16 protein-coding genes and 1 tRNA gene are annotated in these 14,173 nt (G+C 51.0%); 13 read left to right on the top strand and 4 right to left on the bottom strand.

The window, feature by feature from the left end; genetic code table 11:
• The 4 genes from purM to AAH187_RS09115 form a co-directional block, all read left to right on the top strand.
• The coding region (gene purM, locus AAH187_RS09130) for a phosphoribosylformylglycinamidine cyclo-ligase (RefSeq protein WP_342348142.1) at positions 1-708 on the top strand (708 nt) is incomplete at its 5' end.
• 12 nt (positions 709-720) lie between these two features.
• Positions 721-1,395: a phosphoribosylglycinamide formyltransferase gene (gene purN / locus AAH187_RS09125; protein WP_342348141.1), complete on the top strand. Its 675-nt coding sequence runs from the start codon at positions 721-723 to the stop codon at positions 1,393-1,395.
• Positions 1,396-1,501: 106 nt separating this feature from the next.
• Positions 1,502-1,577, top strand: a tRNA-Ala gene (locus AAH187_RS09120).
• 281 nt (positions 1,578-1,858) lie between these two features.
• Positions 1,859-2,266, top strand: a complete 408-nt coding sequence (locus tag AAH187_RS09115; protein ID WP_342348140.1) for an STAS domain-containing protein — start codon at positions 1,859-1,861, stop codon at positions 2,264-2,266.
• On the opposite strand, the gene AAH187_RS09110 is transcribed toward AAH187_RS09115, so the two are convergent.
• From AAH187_RS09110 to AAH187_RS09100, 3 genes are all read right to left on the bottom strand, one after another.
• A complete protein-coding gene (locus tag AAH187_RS09110; RefSeq protein WP_342348139.1) occupies positions 2,267-2,407 on the bottom strand; it encodes a helix-turn-helix domain-containing protein in 141 nt (46 codons plus the stop codon). It abuts the gene before it with no gap.
• Positions 2,408-2,463: 56 nt separating this feature from the next.
• On the bottom strand, positions 2,464-2,943 hold the full coding sequence (locus AAH187_RS09105) for an IS3 family transposase (protein WP_342348138.1): 480 nt from the start codon (positions 2,941-2,943) through the stop codon (positions 2,464-2,466).
• 468 nt (positions 2,944-3,411) lie between these two features.
• On the bottom strand, positions 3,412-3,624 hold the full coding sequence (locus AAH187_RS09100; protein ID WP_342348137.1) for a transposase: 213 nt from the start codon (positions 3,622-3,624) through the stop codon (positions 3,412-3,414).
• Between the two features lie 346 nt (positions 3,625-3,970).
• On the opposite strand from AAH187_RS09100, the gene AAH187_RS09095 reads away from it, so the two are divergent.
• The 5 genes from AAH187_RS09095 (at position 3,971) to AAH187_RS09075 (ending at position 8,260) form a co-directional block, all read left to right on the top strand.
• Entirely contained in the window at positions 3,971-4,555 is a 585-nt protein-coding gene (locus AAH187_RS09095; protein ID WP_342348136.1) for a CsgG/HfaB family protein, read from the top strand.
• A gap of 20 nt (positions 4,556-4,575) precedes the next feature.
• Complete coding sequence (locus AAH187_RS09090) at positions 4,576-6,417, top strand: SUMF1/EgtB/PvdO family nonheme iron enzyme (RefSeq protein ID WP_342348135.1); 1,842 nt, start codon at positions 4,576-4,578, stop codon at positions 6,415-6,417.
• Between the two features lie 602 nt (positions 6,418-7,019).
• On the top strand, positions 7,020-7,523 hold the full coding sequence (locus AAH187_RS09085) for an Rrf2 family transcriptional regulator (protein WP_342348134.1): 504 nt from the start codon (positions 7,020-7,022) through the stop codon (positions 7,521-7,523).
• A 58-nt stretch (positions 7,524-7,581) separates the two neighbouring features.
• Positions 7,582-7,803 (top strand): DUF2061 domain-containing protein, encoded by a 222-nt coding sequence (locus AAH187_RS09080; protein ID WP_342348133.1) that lies wholly within the window; start codon positions 7,582-7,584, stop codon positions 7,801-7,803.
• A gap of 46 nt (positions 7,804-7,849) precedes the next feature.
• Entirely contained in the window at positions 7,850-8,260 is a 411-nt protein-coding gene (locus AAH187_RS09075; protein ID WP_342348132.1) for a DUF423 domain-containing protein, read from the top strand.
• A gap of 22 nt (positions 8,261-8,282) precedes the next feature.
• On the opposite strand, the gene AAH187_RS09070 is transcribed toward AAH187_RS09075, so the two are convergent.
• Positions 8,283-9,212: a mechanosensitive ion channel family protein gene (locus AAH187_RS09070; RefSeq protein ID WP_342348131.1), complete on the bottom strand. Its 930-nt coding sequence runs from the start codon at positions 9,210-9,212 to the stop codon at positions 8,283-8,285.
• Positions 9,213-9,751: 539 nt separating this feature from the next.
• Here AAH187_RS09070 and AAH187_RS09065 point away from each other — a divergent pair.
• The 4 genes from AAH187_RS09065 to AAH187_RS09050 all read left to right on the top strand — a co-directional run bounded on the left by AAH187_RS09065 (position 9,752) and on the right by AAH187_RS09050 (position 14,126).
• A complete protein-coding gene (locus tag AAH187_RS09065; protein ID WP_342348130.1) occupies positions 9,752-10,975 on the top strand; it encodes a porin in 1,224 nt (407 codons plus the stop codon).
• A 24-nt stretch (positions 10,976-10,999) separates the two neighbouring features.
• Complete coding sequence (locus AAH187_RS09060) at positions 11,000-12,313, top strand: ammonium transporter (protein WP_342348129.1); 1,314 nt, start codon at positions 11,000-11,002, stop codon at positions 12,311-12,313.
• A 116-nt stretch (positions 12,314-12,429) separates the two neighbouring features.
• The gene (locus AAH187_RS09055; protein WP_312641712.1) at positions 12,430-12,768 is read left to right on the top strand and encodes a P-II family nitrogen regulator; all 339 of its coding nucleotides are present in this window, start codon (positions 12,430-12,432) and stop codon (positions 12,766-12,768) included.
• 44 nt (positions 12,769-12,812) lie between these two features.
• Entirely contained in the window at positions 12,813-14,126 is a 1,314-nt protein-coding gene (locus tag AAH187_RS09050) for an ammonium transporter (protein WP_342348128.1), read from the top strand.
• Positions 14,127-14,173: the final 47 nt, after the last annotated feature.

Below are 14,173 nucleotides of genomic sequence, written 5' to 3'. Positions count from 1 at the left end.
GAGGTGGAAGTCGGAGAAGCGATTATTCAGGGAATTGCCGAGGGATGCCGGCAAGCCGGTTGTGCCTTGATCGGTGGAGAAACGGCGGAAATGCCTTCCTGTTACCCGCAGGGTGAATACGATCTTGCGGGTTTTGCCGTAGGGGTGGTGGAACGGTCCGAGATGTTGGGCCCGGAAAAAATTCAAAATGGGGATGTGTTGATTGGCGTCGGGTCGAGCGGGCTTCATAGTAATGGCTACTCCCTGGCGCGGAAAGTCGCTCTTGAGCTGAAGGAGTGGTCTCCTGAGACCCGGGTACCCGGGTTATCGGGCACAGTCGGGGAGGCGTTACTCAAGCCGACCATTATCTACGTGAAACTGGTCAAGGCCTTATTGTCAAAGAGCCGATTGCACGGTCTGGCGCATATTACCGGTGGGGGAATGACCGGGAACGTGCCACGCGTTATTCCCGAGTCTTGCCAAGCGGTCATCGATCGAGGCACGTGGACGCCGCTCTCCTTGTTCACTGTTCTTCAAGAAGCAGGAGCCATTGATCAAGACGAAATGTTTCGGGTGTTTAACATGGGCATTGGTCTGGTCGTGGTGGGGCCCCCTGAAGAAACCAGCCGGATATTGGATATTATTCAGGAACAGGGGATGACCGGGTGGGTGATTGGAGACGTTCGAGAGCGCCCGTCTTCTGAGCCAAAGCTTTCCTATTCGCATTAGGAGGTTGAAATCGTGTCGCTTGCACTTGGGGTCTTAATCTCCGGCCGCGGATCAAATCTGGTGGCCATTCTGGATGCCATTGATCGTGGTTCACTGGATGCCACAGTCAAGGTCGTCGCCAGTAACAAGCTCAATGCCGTGGGTCTGGAGCGAGCGAAGGAACGAGGCATTCCCACGGTCTATCAGGATCCCAAAACTTTTGCCCAGGAAGCCAATCCCCGTGAAGCCTATGATCTGGCGATGGGTGCCCTTCTTCAGCAACATGGAGTGGAATATGTGGCCCTGGCGGGATATATGCGGATTGTGACCCCCGCCTTAATTCGAATGTACCCATCGAAGATCTTTAATATCCATCCCTCGCTTCTGCCGGCCTTTCCCGGACTTGAGGCCCAACGTCAAGCCTTGGAGTGGGGCACGAAAGTCAGCGGTTGCACGGTGCATCTGGTGACGGAAGGGGTCGATGAAGGACCCATTATTGTGCAAGCCGCTGTGCCCATTCTTGAGGGGGATACGGTCGAATCCTTATCCGCTCGCATTTTGGAAAAAGAGCACGAATCCTATCCTCAGGCTCTTCAATTGATGGCAGAACAACGATTGAATCCGGAAGGGCGTCAGGTTCACATTCTTTCTCAGAACGAATTGATTGAAGAGAGGATGAGCGGATCAGGAGGAGTACAAAAAAAATAGGTCAGCGATGGCAACCCGACGAACAGTTAGTTATAATCCTTTGGTACTTTTCAATTCATAAGGCTTTCTTCTTTCCAACGCTTCACAGAGCACGAATCTCAGGTGTGGGGGGCTAGCTCAGTTGGGAGAGCACTACGTTCGCAACGTAGGGGTCGCGGGTTCAACTCCCGTGCCCTCCACCAAATCATAAACCAACGACATCCGATACAATATAATGATGAAACCGAAAGCCGCTACATAAGCGGCTTTTTTGTTGTCTATTGTCCGATAACAGTTGAGCAAATCCATTGACAGCCGGGGGTATCTGGGGGCAACTGACCTTCCACAGAAAGGAGGTATCCCAAAATGTACCTCATCAATATCGCGATCAAAAAGGTAGAGCCACGAGAAAAGCCCGTCAAAATGTTTGCCGAGCGCGGTCTCTTTCTGTTGGTCACTAAAATGAACGTGGAAGCCCCGCTCTTTGAGCGGGGCCCTTTACTCTCTCCTCTGTCCTGCCGATAAACCTCTTATGCAGGACTTCGACAGCTCTAATCATCCAACCACCAGAGTATTGACCCTTTCCGGACATCTGGATGCCCTTCAAACCCTGAGGCTTGAAAAATTTATTGAGGAGGCCCAGCAAGGAACCTGTCGCCACGTCATCCTCAATCTTTCCAAAGTGGCCACCATGGACCTCGGCGGAGTGGGCAACCTTTTTACGTGGTACCACGCTTTGCATATCAATCAGGTGCGTCTCAGTGTCGTGGCTCCGTCCCCCATGGTCCGCAATACGATGGAATCTCTCCATTTGACAGAACTCATTTCTATTCATTCGTCCATTCCTGAAGCGATCAGCCATCATCCTTCCCCCAATTCCGTTTCTTCCTAACTACCTCCTGGTCATCGGCATCACCGTTTGTTCTTGAATCCATCGCTCTACCTGATCCAGGTTAAACGTTAAGGCCCTGCCGATTTTTACATAGGGAATCCGCCGCTGATGGACCATTTTGTAGATGGTGGTCACGGCCATATCGAATCGTTGGTCGACTTCTAAACGAGTGGTCTTCCCCCAGTTTTGTGGACAGGTTAGTTAAGAGTTTCTGAAATCTGTTGAGCATATACCCCCGGCGCCAATCCCTTGGAATAGGAATGCCGGCGCTGCCGATTATAAAACCGTTCAATATAGTGAAAGATATCGGTGCGCGCTTCTGCCCGAGTCCGATAATGCCGCCGATGGACCCGTTCCCGTTTCAGGAGTCCAAAGAAACTTTCGGCCACCGCATTGTCATAACAATTCCCCACGCCACTCGTAGTACTCACAATGCCCTGTGTTTTCAGGAACGCTTGAAACTTCTGTGCCGTATATTGTGTCATTCGATCAGAGTGCAGGCTCAGGGTTTCTGAACTCGTTCGTTGCCACACCGCTATGAGGACGGCTTGGGGGACGACCTCACGGCCGAGCCGGGGTTGCATGGACCAGCCAATGACTTGTCGGGTAAACACATCAAGCACGACCGCCAGGTACAACCAGCCCTCTGCGGTCCGGATATAGGTAATGTCCTTCACCCATTTGGTATAGGCGTCTCTGCTCCAAAGTCTCGGGTCAGTTGATTCGTCACCTCGTGAGTGCGGGTACCAGATCTATCCCGTCGCCAGCGTTTTCTCGATGGAATCCCTGTAGCCCTTCCTGTTTCATGAATTGAGCCACACGATGTTGGCCACAGCTATACCCCCGCCCTTGTCATTCCTGCCAGAGTTTAGGACTCCCATAGACCCAGGCACTTTCTGCATGGATTCGTCGAATCTCCTGGATCAGCTGGGCATTCTCCCGCGCTCGAGGACTCAGGGGCGGTGCTGGCTGGCATAGTACCCACTGGGGGAGACCTGGAGCAGCCGACACATCAATTCGGATCGGAAAGCCCCTGCCACAACGTGCCATCATGGCATACCTCGCGGCGTATCCCTGCCAAAGAAGACCGCCGTGTCTTTTAAAAAATCCCGTTCTCGCTTCACGCGAGCCAACTCCCGTCTCAGTCAGGCCACCTCTTCATCCCGTGGAACCCCCAGTCCTCTAAACGCCTTTTCCCCATCCCGTTCCTGCTCTCGGCACCATCGACTTAACACATTCGTATGAAGTCCTAAATCCTTCGCGACTTGGCTGATGGACAGATCAGCTCCCCTGACCATCTGAACCGCCTCCTGTTTAAATTCGTTGAAAAACCCCCCTCCGCTGTTGTGCCATGACACAACTCCTAGCCTATTGTGGTTCTTTTTAAATGTGTCCGCAAAATCTGGGGAAGACCAGTTGATAGAGCAGCTTAGGTGAGCCTACACGGACCCTTGAACCGATCGACTGTCTGATTCGACAAACCAGGAAATATCGTCGTGTTGGTTCAGATAATTGTTTCACGCTTTGAGCGGGAATCGCCAGGGTTAGACTTTTCCTATTCAAACAAAGAGATGACGCAGACAAGATTCCGAGAAAATTCTTATAAACCTGTACATCAGAAAACCTAATGCCTACAATCGTGTCCAGCATGAATTCGTCATGACAACCAGACGTTCAATAAATCTCTGAGGTGAAGGGATCGACATGGAATACGGGGTGCGAGCCATTGGTCTTTGTTGGTGTCTATTCGGACTGATTGCCTGTGGAGGAACGGTCAAAAAGTCTTTTACCAATCCGGCCTATCCGCTTTCGAAGGTATCGTCAATCGCGATTCTGCCCTTTGATGGGGTTGGCGAGGCCGGTGCCGCCTCAGATCTTCTGGCCATGGTCATTGCCAACAAAGAAGTGTTTGATTATGTCGTCGATCGTACACAAATTCAAGCCGTGCTTGCCGAACATAATTTAGACGCTACGCTTCTCGATGAAAAAACCCTTTTGCAAAAAGGAAATTTCATCAATGCCGATGCGCTGCTCAAGGGTCGTGTGACACGATTTGTCGAAGGCGCCCCTCATTATCCCTTAGCGACGGCGACAGAAATTTCTATGTCGTTGAAACTTGTCAGTACGGAAACCGGGCAAATAATCTGGACGCAGTTGTATTCGGAAAAGTCTGGGACACGGGGACTGCTTGCTCCATCCGTTGATGAGTTGTTGCTTGAAATGGCTGAAGAAATAGCAAATGATTTGGTCAAAGAACGACAGAGTTCCGGTGGGGGTTCGATGCCATAGCCTCGAATCGGGGTGGCGAGATGGCAGGAATTTTTGAATCACGGCCAACCATGATCCCTTGGGTGTTGGAAAAATTCTTCTGTCTCATTGCCTTCTTTATGGTACTGCTTGCCGGGGGATATGAGACTCCCGTCTTTGCCACTTCCCGTGGAATTCTGGTATCGCCGGATACTGGGGAAGGGATTGGAAGCGTTTGGGGAGTATTTATTGGGGTCTCCGAATATAAAAATACGACCCTGAATCTTGCCTATGCGGACAATGATGCCAAAGCCCTCCATCAGTTCTTTACCGAGCATTTTCATGACAGTATTCATCCTGACCACTTTCATGTTCTGACCAATCAAGAGGCTCAACGCGGGAAGATTTTGCGGGCACTTGGAGAGGTTCTTCGTCTTGCTCAGCCGGAAGATTTGGTCATCCTCTCCCTTGCCATGCACGGGTTACTCGATCCCAGCGGAGAAGACCTATTCTTTCTCACCCATGAAGCTGATCCCAATTTTCCGGAAGACGACGGGATTAGTCGGCACGACCTGCTGCGACAAATCAGCAAAAGTAAGGCTCGTAAAATAGTGCTGTTTTTAGATGCATGTCATACGGGCGCGTTTGGCACCTCCAGTTCACTGGTTGCCATGCGCGCCGCGAATGCTGCAGATGTTAACCGCCTTTTGACCTCAATGGGTAAGGCACAGACAGGAGTGGCCGTTTTCTCCTCTTCCAGTGCAGCCGAGCGGTCGCAAGAAGGCGAAAAATTTTGTGGAGGACATGGAGCATTTACCTGCGGATTGATCACGGGATTACGTGGAGGGGCCGATTTCAATCGCAATGGCCTCATCGAAATTCGTGAACTCTTCGACTTTACCTATCGTACGGTGAAAACGAGTACTGAGGGTTTTCAAAACCCTTCTATTGAAGGCCGCTATGATAATGCGCTTCCTCTCGCCTTTGCTCCTGGAGGACCAGCGACGTCATTGACCCAAGAAATATCTGATCCCAAGGGTATTCCTGCTTCGGATCGGAAACTGGCTCAATTACAGGCAGAACTTCAAGCTTTGCAAGAACAAGTGGCCCATGAAAAATCAGATAGACTTGAAGAAACAACTGGACCAGAGCTGATTGCTAAAGCGCCCGCTTTTGGTGCACCGCAAGCCTTTGCTCCGAAAATTCTTGGTGGGGATGGGGCACCGATGGTGATCATTCCAGAAGGTCATTTCACCATGGGAAGTAAAGATTTTAGAAATGAGCGCCCGGCGCATCAGGTTTTTCTGGATAACTTTTATATCGACCAACATGAAGTTACCGTCTCCCAATATGCGGATTTCATTAAAAAATCCGGAGCCGAACCACCAGGATATTGGATTGGTCTCAATTTAAATGAGGTCTCTCAACATCCTGCTGTAAGAGCGAATTGGGATGAAGCTACAGCATATTGTGAGTCCGTGGGCAAACGATTGCCCACCGAAGCCGAGTGGGAAAAGGCTGCCCGCGGGACCGATGAGCGCCTCTATCCCTGGGGTGAACAGAATCCGATGCAAATCCTGGCCAATTTTGACAAGTGCTGCGAACATCAAGCCTATTCTGTCTTAACATCGGTTGGTGAAAAAGCTGAAGGCCGAAGTCCCTACGGGCTGGACGATATGGCCGGCAATGTCTGGGAGTGGACAGCTGATTGGTATGACACATCTTATTATCAACGAAGTCCTGACAGAAATCCTGAAGGACCTCCAGTAGGAGAACTGAAAGCTATTCGTGGCGGGTCCTGGTCAAATAAGGCTGTGGATATTCGGACCACGAATCGTTACGGTCTGGATCCCGCTCAACGACATGATAACGTTGGCTTCCGGTGCGCAAAAAATGCGTCATAACCGGAAGTGGTGTCCTGTGAACATGGCTGGCTAGGGTCTTAAGTTGATCAGTCAATCCTGTTCAATAATCCGCATGTCAGAGAGAGGACCGATACAGAATCAACCCAGACGGATTACTAAACACTTTTTGAAAACAAAAGGATGATGGTGGCCGGAAGGAGGATTGAAGAGTGGTGACAAAATGGATGTCTGCACCCGTTAGTAGCCAGCCGTGCCCACTTCGGATTTTAAGGAAAACTCTCAATCGGTGCCTTTTTATTTTACTCGTCGTGCACTCCTTCGACTTTCAACGTTTGGATAAGAATCCTTCAACGAATGGCAATCTCATGGCGTCAATGGCTCCCCAAAGATAGCTGAGAAAATCCTGGGAGATCACCGGTCAGGGAACCGGAAGGTTGATCAAATCCTCATTCATCCTGTTATGGCCCACGTGGATATCAATCCCCTGGGCGGGACCTTGAGCCGTTAAACGATCATCAATGCCAGATCTCTCCTGCGAGGCCTTGAACGCACGCTTGACTCATGCACGGCTTTGTTGGGCTAGAAACGAGCAACAATCTTATGGTAAATGTGCATAATATTAGTTAACTTTATGTAGTATTATGCGATTTTCTAAAAAAAGCGAGTATGCTTTGCGGGCCATGATTGAGCTGACTCAGGAATTCGGCCAGGGACTCGTGCAACGGAAATCCCTGGCGGAGCGGCAGAATATTCCATTGGGTTTTCTGGAAATGATTTTGTTGTCGTTAAAGAATGCCGGGCTCATCGGGAGTCGTCGGGGGGCCCATGGCGGAGTATTTTTAATTAAGTCGCCACGGGAAGTGACATTGGGGCAGGTTATTCGCCTTCTGGATGGCCCGCTGGCACCGATTGCCTGTGTGAGTCAGACGGCATATCAGAAATGCCGGGATTGTCCTCATGCGGGAACAACGACGTGTCCAATTCAGCGCATCATGCTGGATGTGCGGAACGCGATTGCCTCGGTCCTTGATCATTACACGTTAGAAGATTTTGTATTTCCCCAGCAGGGAGCGGCACTTCTCAATCTGAAAACACAACTAGGGCAAAGTGCAACAGAGAAGAAAAAAAAATCGTCGGATAGTTAATCTTAGTCAGTCTTTTTTTGCTGTCGTCATGCGGCAAGGTCAACGATAAGAGGAACCTATGGAAACTCATTGGCGTAGTGTGGTGAAAGGTATAAGTTGGCGGGCAGTCGGTACGTTGGATACCACGCTCCTGGTGTTTATTTTTTCTGGTGAACTCCTTCTTGCCGCTTCCGTTGGACTGACGGAATTGGTCACGAAAATATTTTTATATTGGGTTCATGAGCGAGTCTGGCAAAAAATTCACTGGGGACGAATATATCCGACAACCAGTTCGCCATAGTTTCTCAATTAATGATATTTTCTTCCACTACAAGAGGATGAATGTTATGGCACGGCCAATACTGATGAGTGGGGCGCTGATGGCTCTCTTTGGTGTCGCCATTGGCGCTTTTGGCGCGCATGGACTCAAGTCATTTCTTTCGGAACAGATGTTGGCGGCCTTTGAAACCGGGGTGCGGTATCATTTGATCCATGCCTTGGGCATGATCAGTGCCGGATTGAGTCTGGCATATGTTCCCCTTCGCCAGTTTAAATGGGCCGGTTGGGCTTTCTTCCTGGGCGTTGTGTTGTTTTCAGGAAGCCTGTATGTCATGTCCATTTCGGGTGTGCGTGGATTGGGGATCGTCACGCCATTTGGAGGTCTGTGTTTTATTGTGGGATGGGGCCTGCTGGCCCGAGGGTATTGGAAAGCCTTTCCCGCTGAGAACACCCCATTCTCCCGGCCGGATAGTACATAGTCGAGATCTCCTCCTGCCTTGATCAAGGGGTTGGTGTCTCTGTCTGAGACAAGGTTCTTTTGACGAGAAATGGCGGGCTGGCCTCTCCCATATAGAGTGTTCGATGGGGAAAGGGAATTTCAATTCCATTCTGGTCAAAGGCTTTTTTCAGACGTCGCCGGTATTCCCGCCCGACTCCCCATTGCTCGATGGGAATGGTTTTGATTCGAGCTTTGATGACGACTTCCGATTCCCCAAAGGCATCTACGCCCATTATTTCAATAGGTTCCAGGATTTTTCTGCCTAATAGCTCATCTTGTTGCAAGGCTTTTCCGACCTCTCGCATGATTTCTGTCACGCGGTCCGTGTCCTCTTTATAGGCCACGCCGATATTCATGACATAGGCAGACCAATCTTTCGTCATATTGGAAAGGGTTGTGACGGTGCCATTCGGAAAAATGTGGACCGTTCCTGCCTGATCGCGTAGGGTAATGGTTCTAAAACTGATGGCTTCGACTAAGCCACCGGTTCCATTGACCACGGCCACATCCCCGATCCGAACCTGGTTTTCTAAAATAATAAAAAATCCGTTAATCACATCCCGAACCAGATTTTGTGCTCCAAAGCCGACGGCCAGTCCCACGATGCCGGCACTGGCGATAATGGGTGTGATATCCAGCCCTATTTGATCCAACCCCATCACGACGGTAACAACCCAAACCAATGTAAGACAGATGGTCAGAAGCAACCCGATGAGAGTTTTAACTCGTTTTTCACGGGCCAGGCGGTCCCTATCTTCATTTTCCCTTATGGTGAGTAAAAAGATTTCGAGTCGGTGCAGGCCAAACCGAACGGCACGTATCCCAACATAGGCAACCACCAGGATGAGGAGAAGGCGCAAGCCGACTTCCATCATGGCGAGCGATTTGGCTGCGAGAAAGGGAGTGAGTTTTTCAAAAACAAAAGATTCCATCCATGACCTCCTTAAAGGGAATGAGAATAGTCAGTTCGTGAAGGCCTGTTTCAACTCCAGGAAAATTAAGGAGCTGGGCCAGAGTAGAATGCCTATTCTTTCAAGGGAATGGAGCATTGGCAAGGGCGGAAGGGAGAGCGTTGGCATGTTTCTCATATCCGGGCGGAAGCATTTAGGAATGAAGACAGCTAAAGGGTTTTTGTGTAGCGACTCCTTTTCACGGACCCAGCCCTCATTTTAGCAGCTCTCCCTTGACACATGGTGTCTTGGGTGGTAAAAAACTCAGAATGCGTCGTCAGGGACAACGAAGTCTCATGGGCGGCCTCCATACAATAGAACGCGGACAATGAAGTCCTCAGCCAAGAAAAAATGGTTGGGGATTTTTTTTTGCCTTTTGAGCCCATGACCGCTCTCAGTAGTTAGGAAAACCGCCAAAAGTCTCGTCAATGAAGCGTGGCTGATCATGACCGGGGCAAGGCGGCGTGGGGAAATTCTGGTCGGGTTATGGCGAGTGCGACCTCAAAAATACGGAGGGCTACATGCTTGGAGATTTAATGGTTGGAATCACCTTTCACCACTCACCTAAGGGTCGAAGGCATGGAGGCCTGGTAAGCGTCGGTCTTGCGCTGCTTTCAATTATTTTCGGATTGAGCGTGAGTGAGGCGGCGGTGCTAACCAAGGAGGACTTCAAACTCTATGGGTATGTGGAAGCGTCCTACACCCAAAACTTCAATAACCCCAAAAATGGGGGGGCCAATGCAAATCAGTTGCGCATCTTTGACGGGGACGCCAATTCTTTCAGGCCCAATATGGCTCAATTGGTCTTTGAGAAGGAAGCGACTAACGGAACTAATCCCGTCGAGCGTGCCGGATTCCGAATCAAATTAGATGTTGGTGAGGATGCGCAATTTACGGGCGGGCGAGTCGGGGATGATGTGGATTTTCAGGAAATGTATGTCCAGTATGTTGCCCCTCTTGGCAACGGGTTGGATATTCGGATTGGACGAATGAATGCCTTGGTCGGCTATGAAGTCATTGAAAGTCCCTACAATAATAATTATTCCCGATCCTGGTTGTTTGGATTGGGTCAGCCCTTCACAATCACCGGCATTCGTCTGGCCTATGCCGTCAACGAGAGGCTTTCATTATCAATGAGTGCTCTCAATTCGTATACCGGGTTGACGGAAGATAATAATACGGCGAAATCTGTGGAAGGATTAGTGTCCTATCATCCCACTGAACAACTTGGATTGAATGTGTATGGAATTGTTGGAAAAGAGAGTTCGAATACGAGATCTGGATCAGGAAAACGGGTTCTTGTCGGAGGGTATGTGACCTTCCAGGCGACCGAACAATTAGGGTTTGTGGTGGAGGGGTATTATGCCAATCAGGAAAATGCGAGTGCGATCAGCTCGGGGAAAAATGCCCGTTGGGATGGTGTCGCGGGATATGCCATTTATGATTTCAATGACCAATGGGGCCTCCGTTTTCGTGGAGAAATTTGGGAAGATGCCGGAGGCGATCAGAGCTGTTTAGGGACGGCCGGATCCGGCGGCAATGCGAATGTTTGTACCGTTTCAGCTCCTATCGCCCAAACGCTGTGGGAGAACACGGTGACGCTTCAATATAAGCCGGCTCCCTCACTGATCACGCGCTTGGAATTTCGCTATGACAAATCAAATCAAAATGTCTTTTTAGATGGGAAAAATAATTCGACCAATAACCAACAAACACTGGCGGTTGAAGCCATTTTCCTCTTTTAAGAAGAGGTAGAAGGAGCAAAGACCATGAACGTCTACATTCATAAAGCCAGTAGAGCCCTATTCTCAGGATTCATGTCTGTTCTGGTAGTGAACGGTTTGGGCTCATTGGTGTGGGCTGGGGATGGAGGCGCGTCGCAACTCAGTGCCGGCGACACGGCTTGGGTGTTGATGTCCTCGGCGTTGGTGTTGGCCATGATCATTCCGGGATTGGCATTGTTTTATGGCGGGATGGTTCGCAGTAAAAACGTGTTAAGTACCATGATGCATAGCTTTATTGCGGTCTGTCTTGTCAGTGTCGTGTGGGTGTTTTGGGGCTATAGTCTCGCCTTTGCTCCCGATGTGGGAGGGGTCATTGGTGGACTCAAGTGGTTAGGATTGACGGGGGTGGGACCCGAACCGCTCGAAGGTTCGACGATTCCCCATTTGGCCTTCATGGTGTTTCAGTTAATGTTTGCGGCGATTACGGTCGCGCTCATTAGCGGAGCCATTGCCGAGCGAATGAAATTTAGCGCCTTTGCCTTATTTGCCGTGTTATGGGTCACGTTCATTTATGCGCCTCTGGCTCATTGGGTGTGGGGAGGGGGCTGGCTGGCTGAGTTGGGGGACTTAGATTTTGCCGGTGGGACCGTCGTCCATATTAGTTCGGGTGTGGCTGCGTTAGCCTGCGCCCTTGTCTTAGGCAAACGCCACGGATATGGTACCGAGAATATGAGCCCCCATAACCTCCCGTTTACGGTCATCGGGGCCAGTTTATTGTGGATCGGGTGGTTCGGTTTTAACGCGGGAAGCGCTCTGGCAGCCAATGGGGTTGCGGCGAGTGCATTTGTGGCCACTCATGTGGCGACCGCCGCAGGGGCATTAGCCTGGGTCGGAGTGGAGGGACTCTATCGAGGAAGGGCGACCGTGTTGGGCGCGGCAAGCGGCGCCGTGGCGGGACTGGTGTCGATCACCCCAGCCGCCGGCTATGTGGGGCCCATCGCGGCAATTGTGATTGGCTTTGGAGGAGGCGTGGTGTGTTATCTCGGTGTATTTTTAAAGCATAAACTGGGCTATGATGATGCCTTGGACGTGCTGGGCATCCATGGAATCGGGGGAACCTGGGGGGCCGTGGCTACCGGGTTATTTGCCAGCATGGGTGGCGGCACCGGACTCTTTTTTGGAAATCCCGGGCAGGTGGGCATTCAGGTCATTGGAGTGGGCGCAACCTGGGTATTTTCATTTGTCGGCACCTTCCTCATTCTCAAGGTCGTTGACGGCACGATCGGGTTACGCGTTAATCGAGAAGAGGAGGTGCTTGGATGTGATCTGACCCAACACCGGGAACGGGCCTATGGTTAATTCGTACAAAAAAGATGTGGAGGTTTCGAGAGCAAGGGACGGTCAAAAGGGTCGGTTGCCCGCGAGGACTGAAGAGGTTTTTCAGGGTGTCTTAATCCAATGGAAGGATGGTTCTTATGAAGCTGATTCAAGCCATTATTAAACCCTTTAAGTTAGATGAAGTGAAAGATGCCTTGATCGAGTTGGGTATTCAGGGCATGACGGTCACTGAAGTGAAGGGATTTGGTCGTCAAAAAGGACATAAAGAGACCTACCGAGGCACGGAATATCAGATTGAATTCGTCCCAAAGATCAAGCTGGAAATCGCCTTGGCCGACGAGCGAGTGGGAGAGGCGCTGGAAGCCATTATGCGTGCAGCCAAAACCGGCAGTATCGGGGATGGAAAGATTTTCGTGTCCGAGTTACATAGCGTCATCCGTATTCGTACGGGGGAATCAGGCGAAGGAGCGGTCTGACTATTGCCACCCTACCACACCACTTGTTTACTCGAGGAGGGGAAATGAATCTGTTCGTTCCACGCTCAACGCCGGGAAGGTTGACCGGACTGGTGCTATGGGTGAGTCTGAGCCAGCCATTAGTTGTCCGGGCAGGGGAAAATGGTTTGCCCAAAATTGATACGGGGGATACGGCCTGGCTTTTAATGGCTTCGGCGCTGGTATTGTGTATGACGCTTCCTGGACTGGCCTTATTTTACGGCGGACTGGTTCGCAAAAAAAATGTGCTCGGGACCATCATGCATACGATGGTGATTCTTTGTTTAATCAGCCTGGTTTGGGTGCTGTGTGGATACAGCTTAGCTTTCGGTCCTGATGTCGGAGGGCTAATCGGAGGGTTCGAATGGATTGGTCTTCAGGGTGTGGGGTTGGAACCGAGTCCGACCTATGCATCGACGGTGCCTCATCAAGTCTTTATGCTCTTCCAGCTCATGTTTGCCGCCATCACCGTGGCGCTGATTACCGGCAGTGTGGCCGAGCGAATGAAATTTAAAGCCTTATTATTGTTTGCCGTTTTATGGTCTCTCCTGATTTATACCCCGTTGGCGCATTGGGTGTGGGGTGGAGGGTGGTTAGCCAAGCTTGGAGCCTTGGATTTTGCCGGGGGTGCAGTCGTCCACATCTCGTCAGGGTTCGGGGCGTTGGTCTGTGCGGTGATGCTTGGGAAGCGCAAGGGGTTTGGGGCAGATCCGATGCCCCCACATGATTTGCCGATGACCATTCTGGGAGCAGGACTTCTCTGGTTCGGGTGGTTCGGCTTTAACGCGGGGAGTGCGTTAGGAGCCAACGGTGTGGCCGCGGCCGCGTTTCTTGCCACGCACACGGCCGCGTCGGCAGGGGGAATAAGCTGGATGGTGGCTGAATGGGTACACAGGGGTAAGCCGACCGTGTTAGGGGTCGCCAGTGGCGTGGTCGCGGGTTTGGCCACGGTAACTCCGGCTGCAGGATTTATCGGGCCGATGTCAGCCCTCTTGATTGGGTTGGTTGCAGGCACCGTCTGTTATGGTGCGGTCGTCTGGAAAATGCGGTTTGGCTATGATGATTCGCTTGATGTTGTGGGTATTCATGGCGTAGGCGGATTTATGGGCATCTTAGCGACAGGGTTGTTTGCCTCAATCGGGGCCCAGGGTTTGTTTTTCGGGAACGCCGGACAGTTCGGTATACAAGTCGTATTGGCTTTGGTAACCTTGACCTTTTCTGTCATCGGAACCTATCTCATTCTTAAAATCGTGGATGTGACGGTAGGGCTGAGAGTCTCCGCCCAAGACGAGGAAATGGGGTTGGATCTTAGTCAACATAATGAGCGCGCCTATTCCTGATGCAGGAGGGATGGGAAGGGGGCATGATTCGGTAAAACGGGTCATTG

It is taken from the genome of uncultured Nitrospira sp. (assembly GCA_902500695.1).
GTDB lineage: Bacteria > Nitrospirota > Nitrospiria > Nitrospirales > UBA8639 > Nitrospira_E.
The sequence above is the reverse complement of the archived record's forward strand: the minus strand, read 5'-3'. Positions and strand labels throughout refer to the sequence as shown.

Bases quoted from the DNA above. Each gene is read 5' to 3' on its own strand.
- AAH187_RS09110 (WP_342348139.1), bottom strand. From the start codon at position 2,407: ATGGCCGTGACCACCATCTACAAAATGGTCCATCAGCGGCGGATTCCC.
- AAH187_RS09095 (WP_342348136.1), top strand. From the start codon at position 3,971: ATGGAATACGGGGTGCGAGCCATTGGTCTTTGTTGGTGTCTATTCGGA.
- AAH187_RS09090 (WP_342348135.1), top strand. From the start codon at position 4,576: ATGGCAGGAATTTTTGAATCACGGCCAACCATGATCCCTTGGGTGTTG.
- AAH187_RS09085 (WP_342348134.1), top strand. From the start codon at position 7,020: ATGCGATTTTCTAAAAAAAGCGAGTATGCTTTGCGGGCCATGATTGAG.
- AAH187_RS09080 (WP_342348133.1), top strand. From the start codon at position 7,582: ATGGAAACTCATTGGCGTAGTGTGGTGAAAGGTATAAGTTGGCGGGCA.
- AAH187_RS09075 (WP_342348132.1), top strand. From the start codon at position 7,850: ATGGCACGGCCAATACTGATGAGTGGGGCGCTGATGGCTCTCTTTGGT.
- AAH187_RS09070 (WP_342348131.1), bottom strand. From the start codon at position 9,212: ATGGAATCTTTTGTTTTTGAAAAACTCACTCCCTTTCTCGCAGCCAAA.
- AAH187_RS09065 (WP_342348130.1), top strand. From the start codon at position 9,752: ATGCTTGGAGATTTAATGGTTGGAATCACCTTTCACCACTCACCTAAG.
- AAH187_RS09060 (WP_342348129.1), top strand. From the start codon at position 11,000: ATGAACGTCTACATTCATAAAGCCAGTAGAGCCCTATTCTCAGGATTC.
- AAH187_RS09055 (WP_312641712.1), top strand. From the start codon at position 12,430: ATGAAGCTGATTCAAGCCATTATTAAACCCTTTAAGTTAGATGAAGTG.
- AAH187_RS09050 (WP_342348128.1), top strand. From the start codon at position 12,813: ATGAATCTGTTCGTTCCACGCTCAACGCCGGGAAGGTTGACCGGACTG.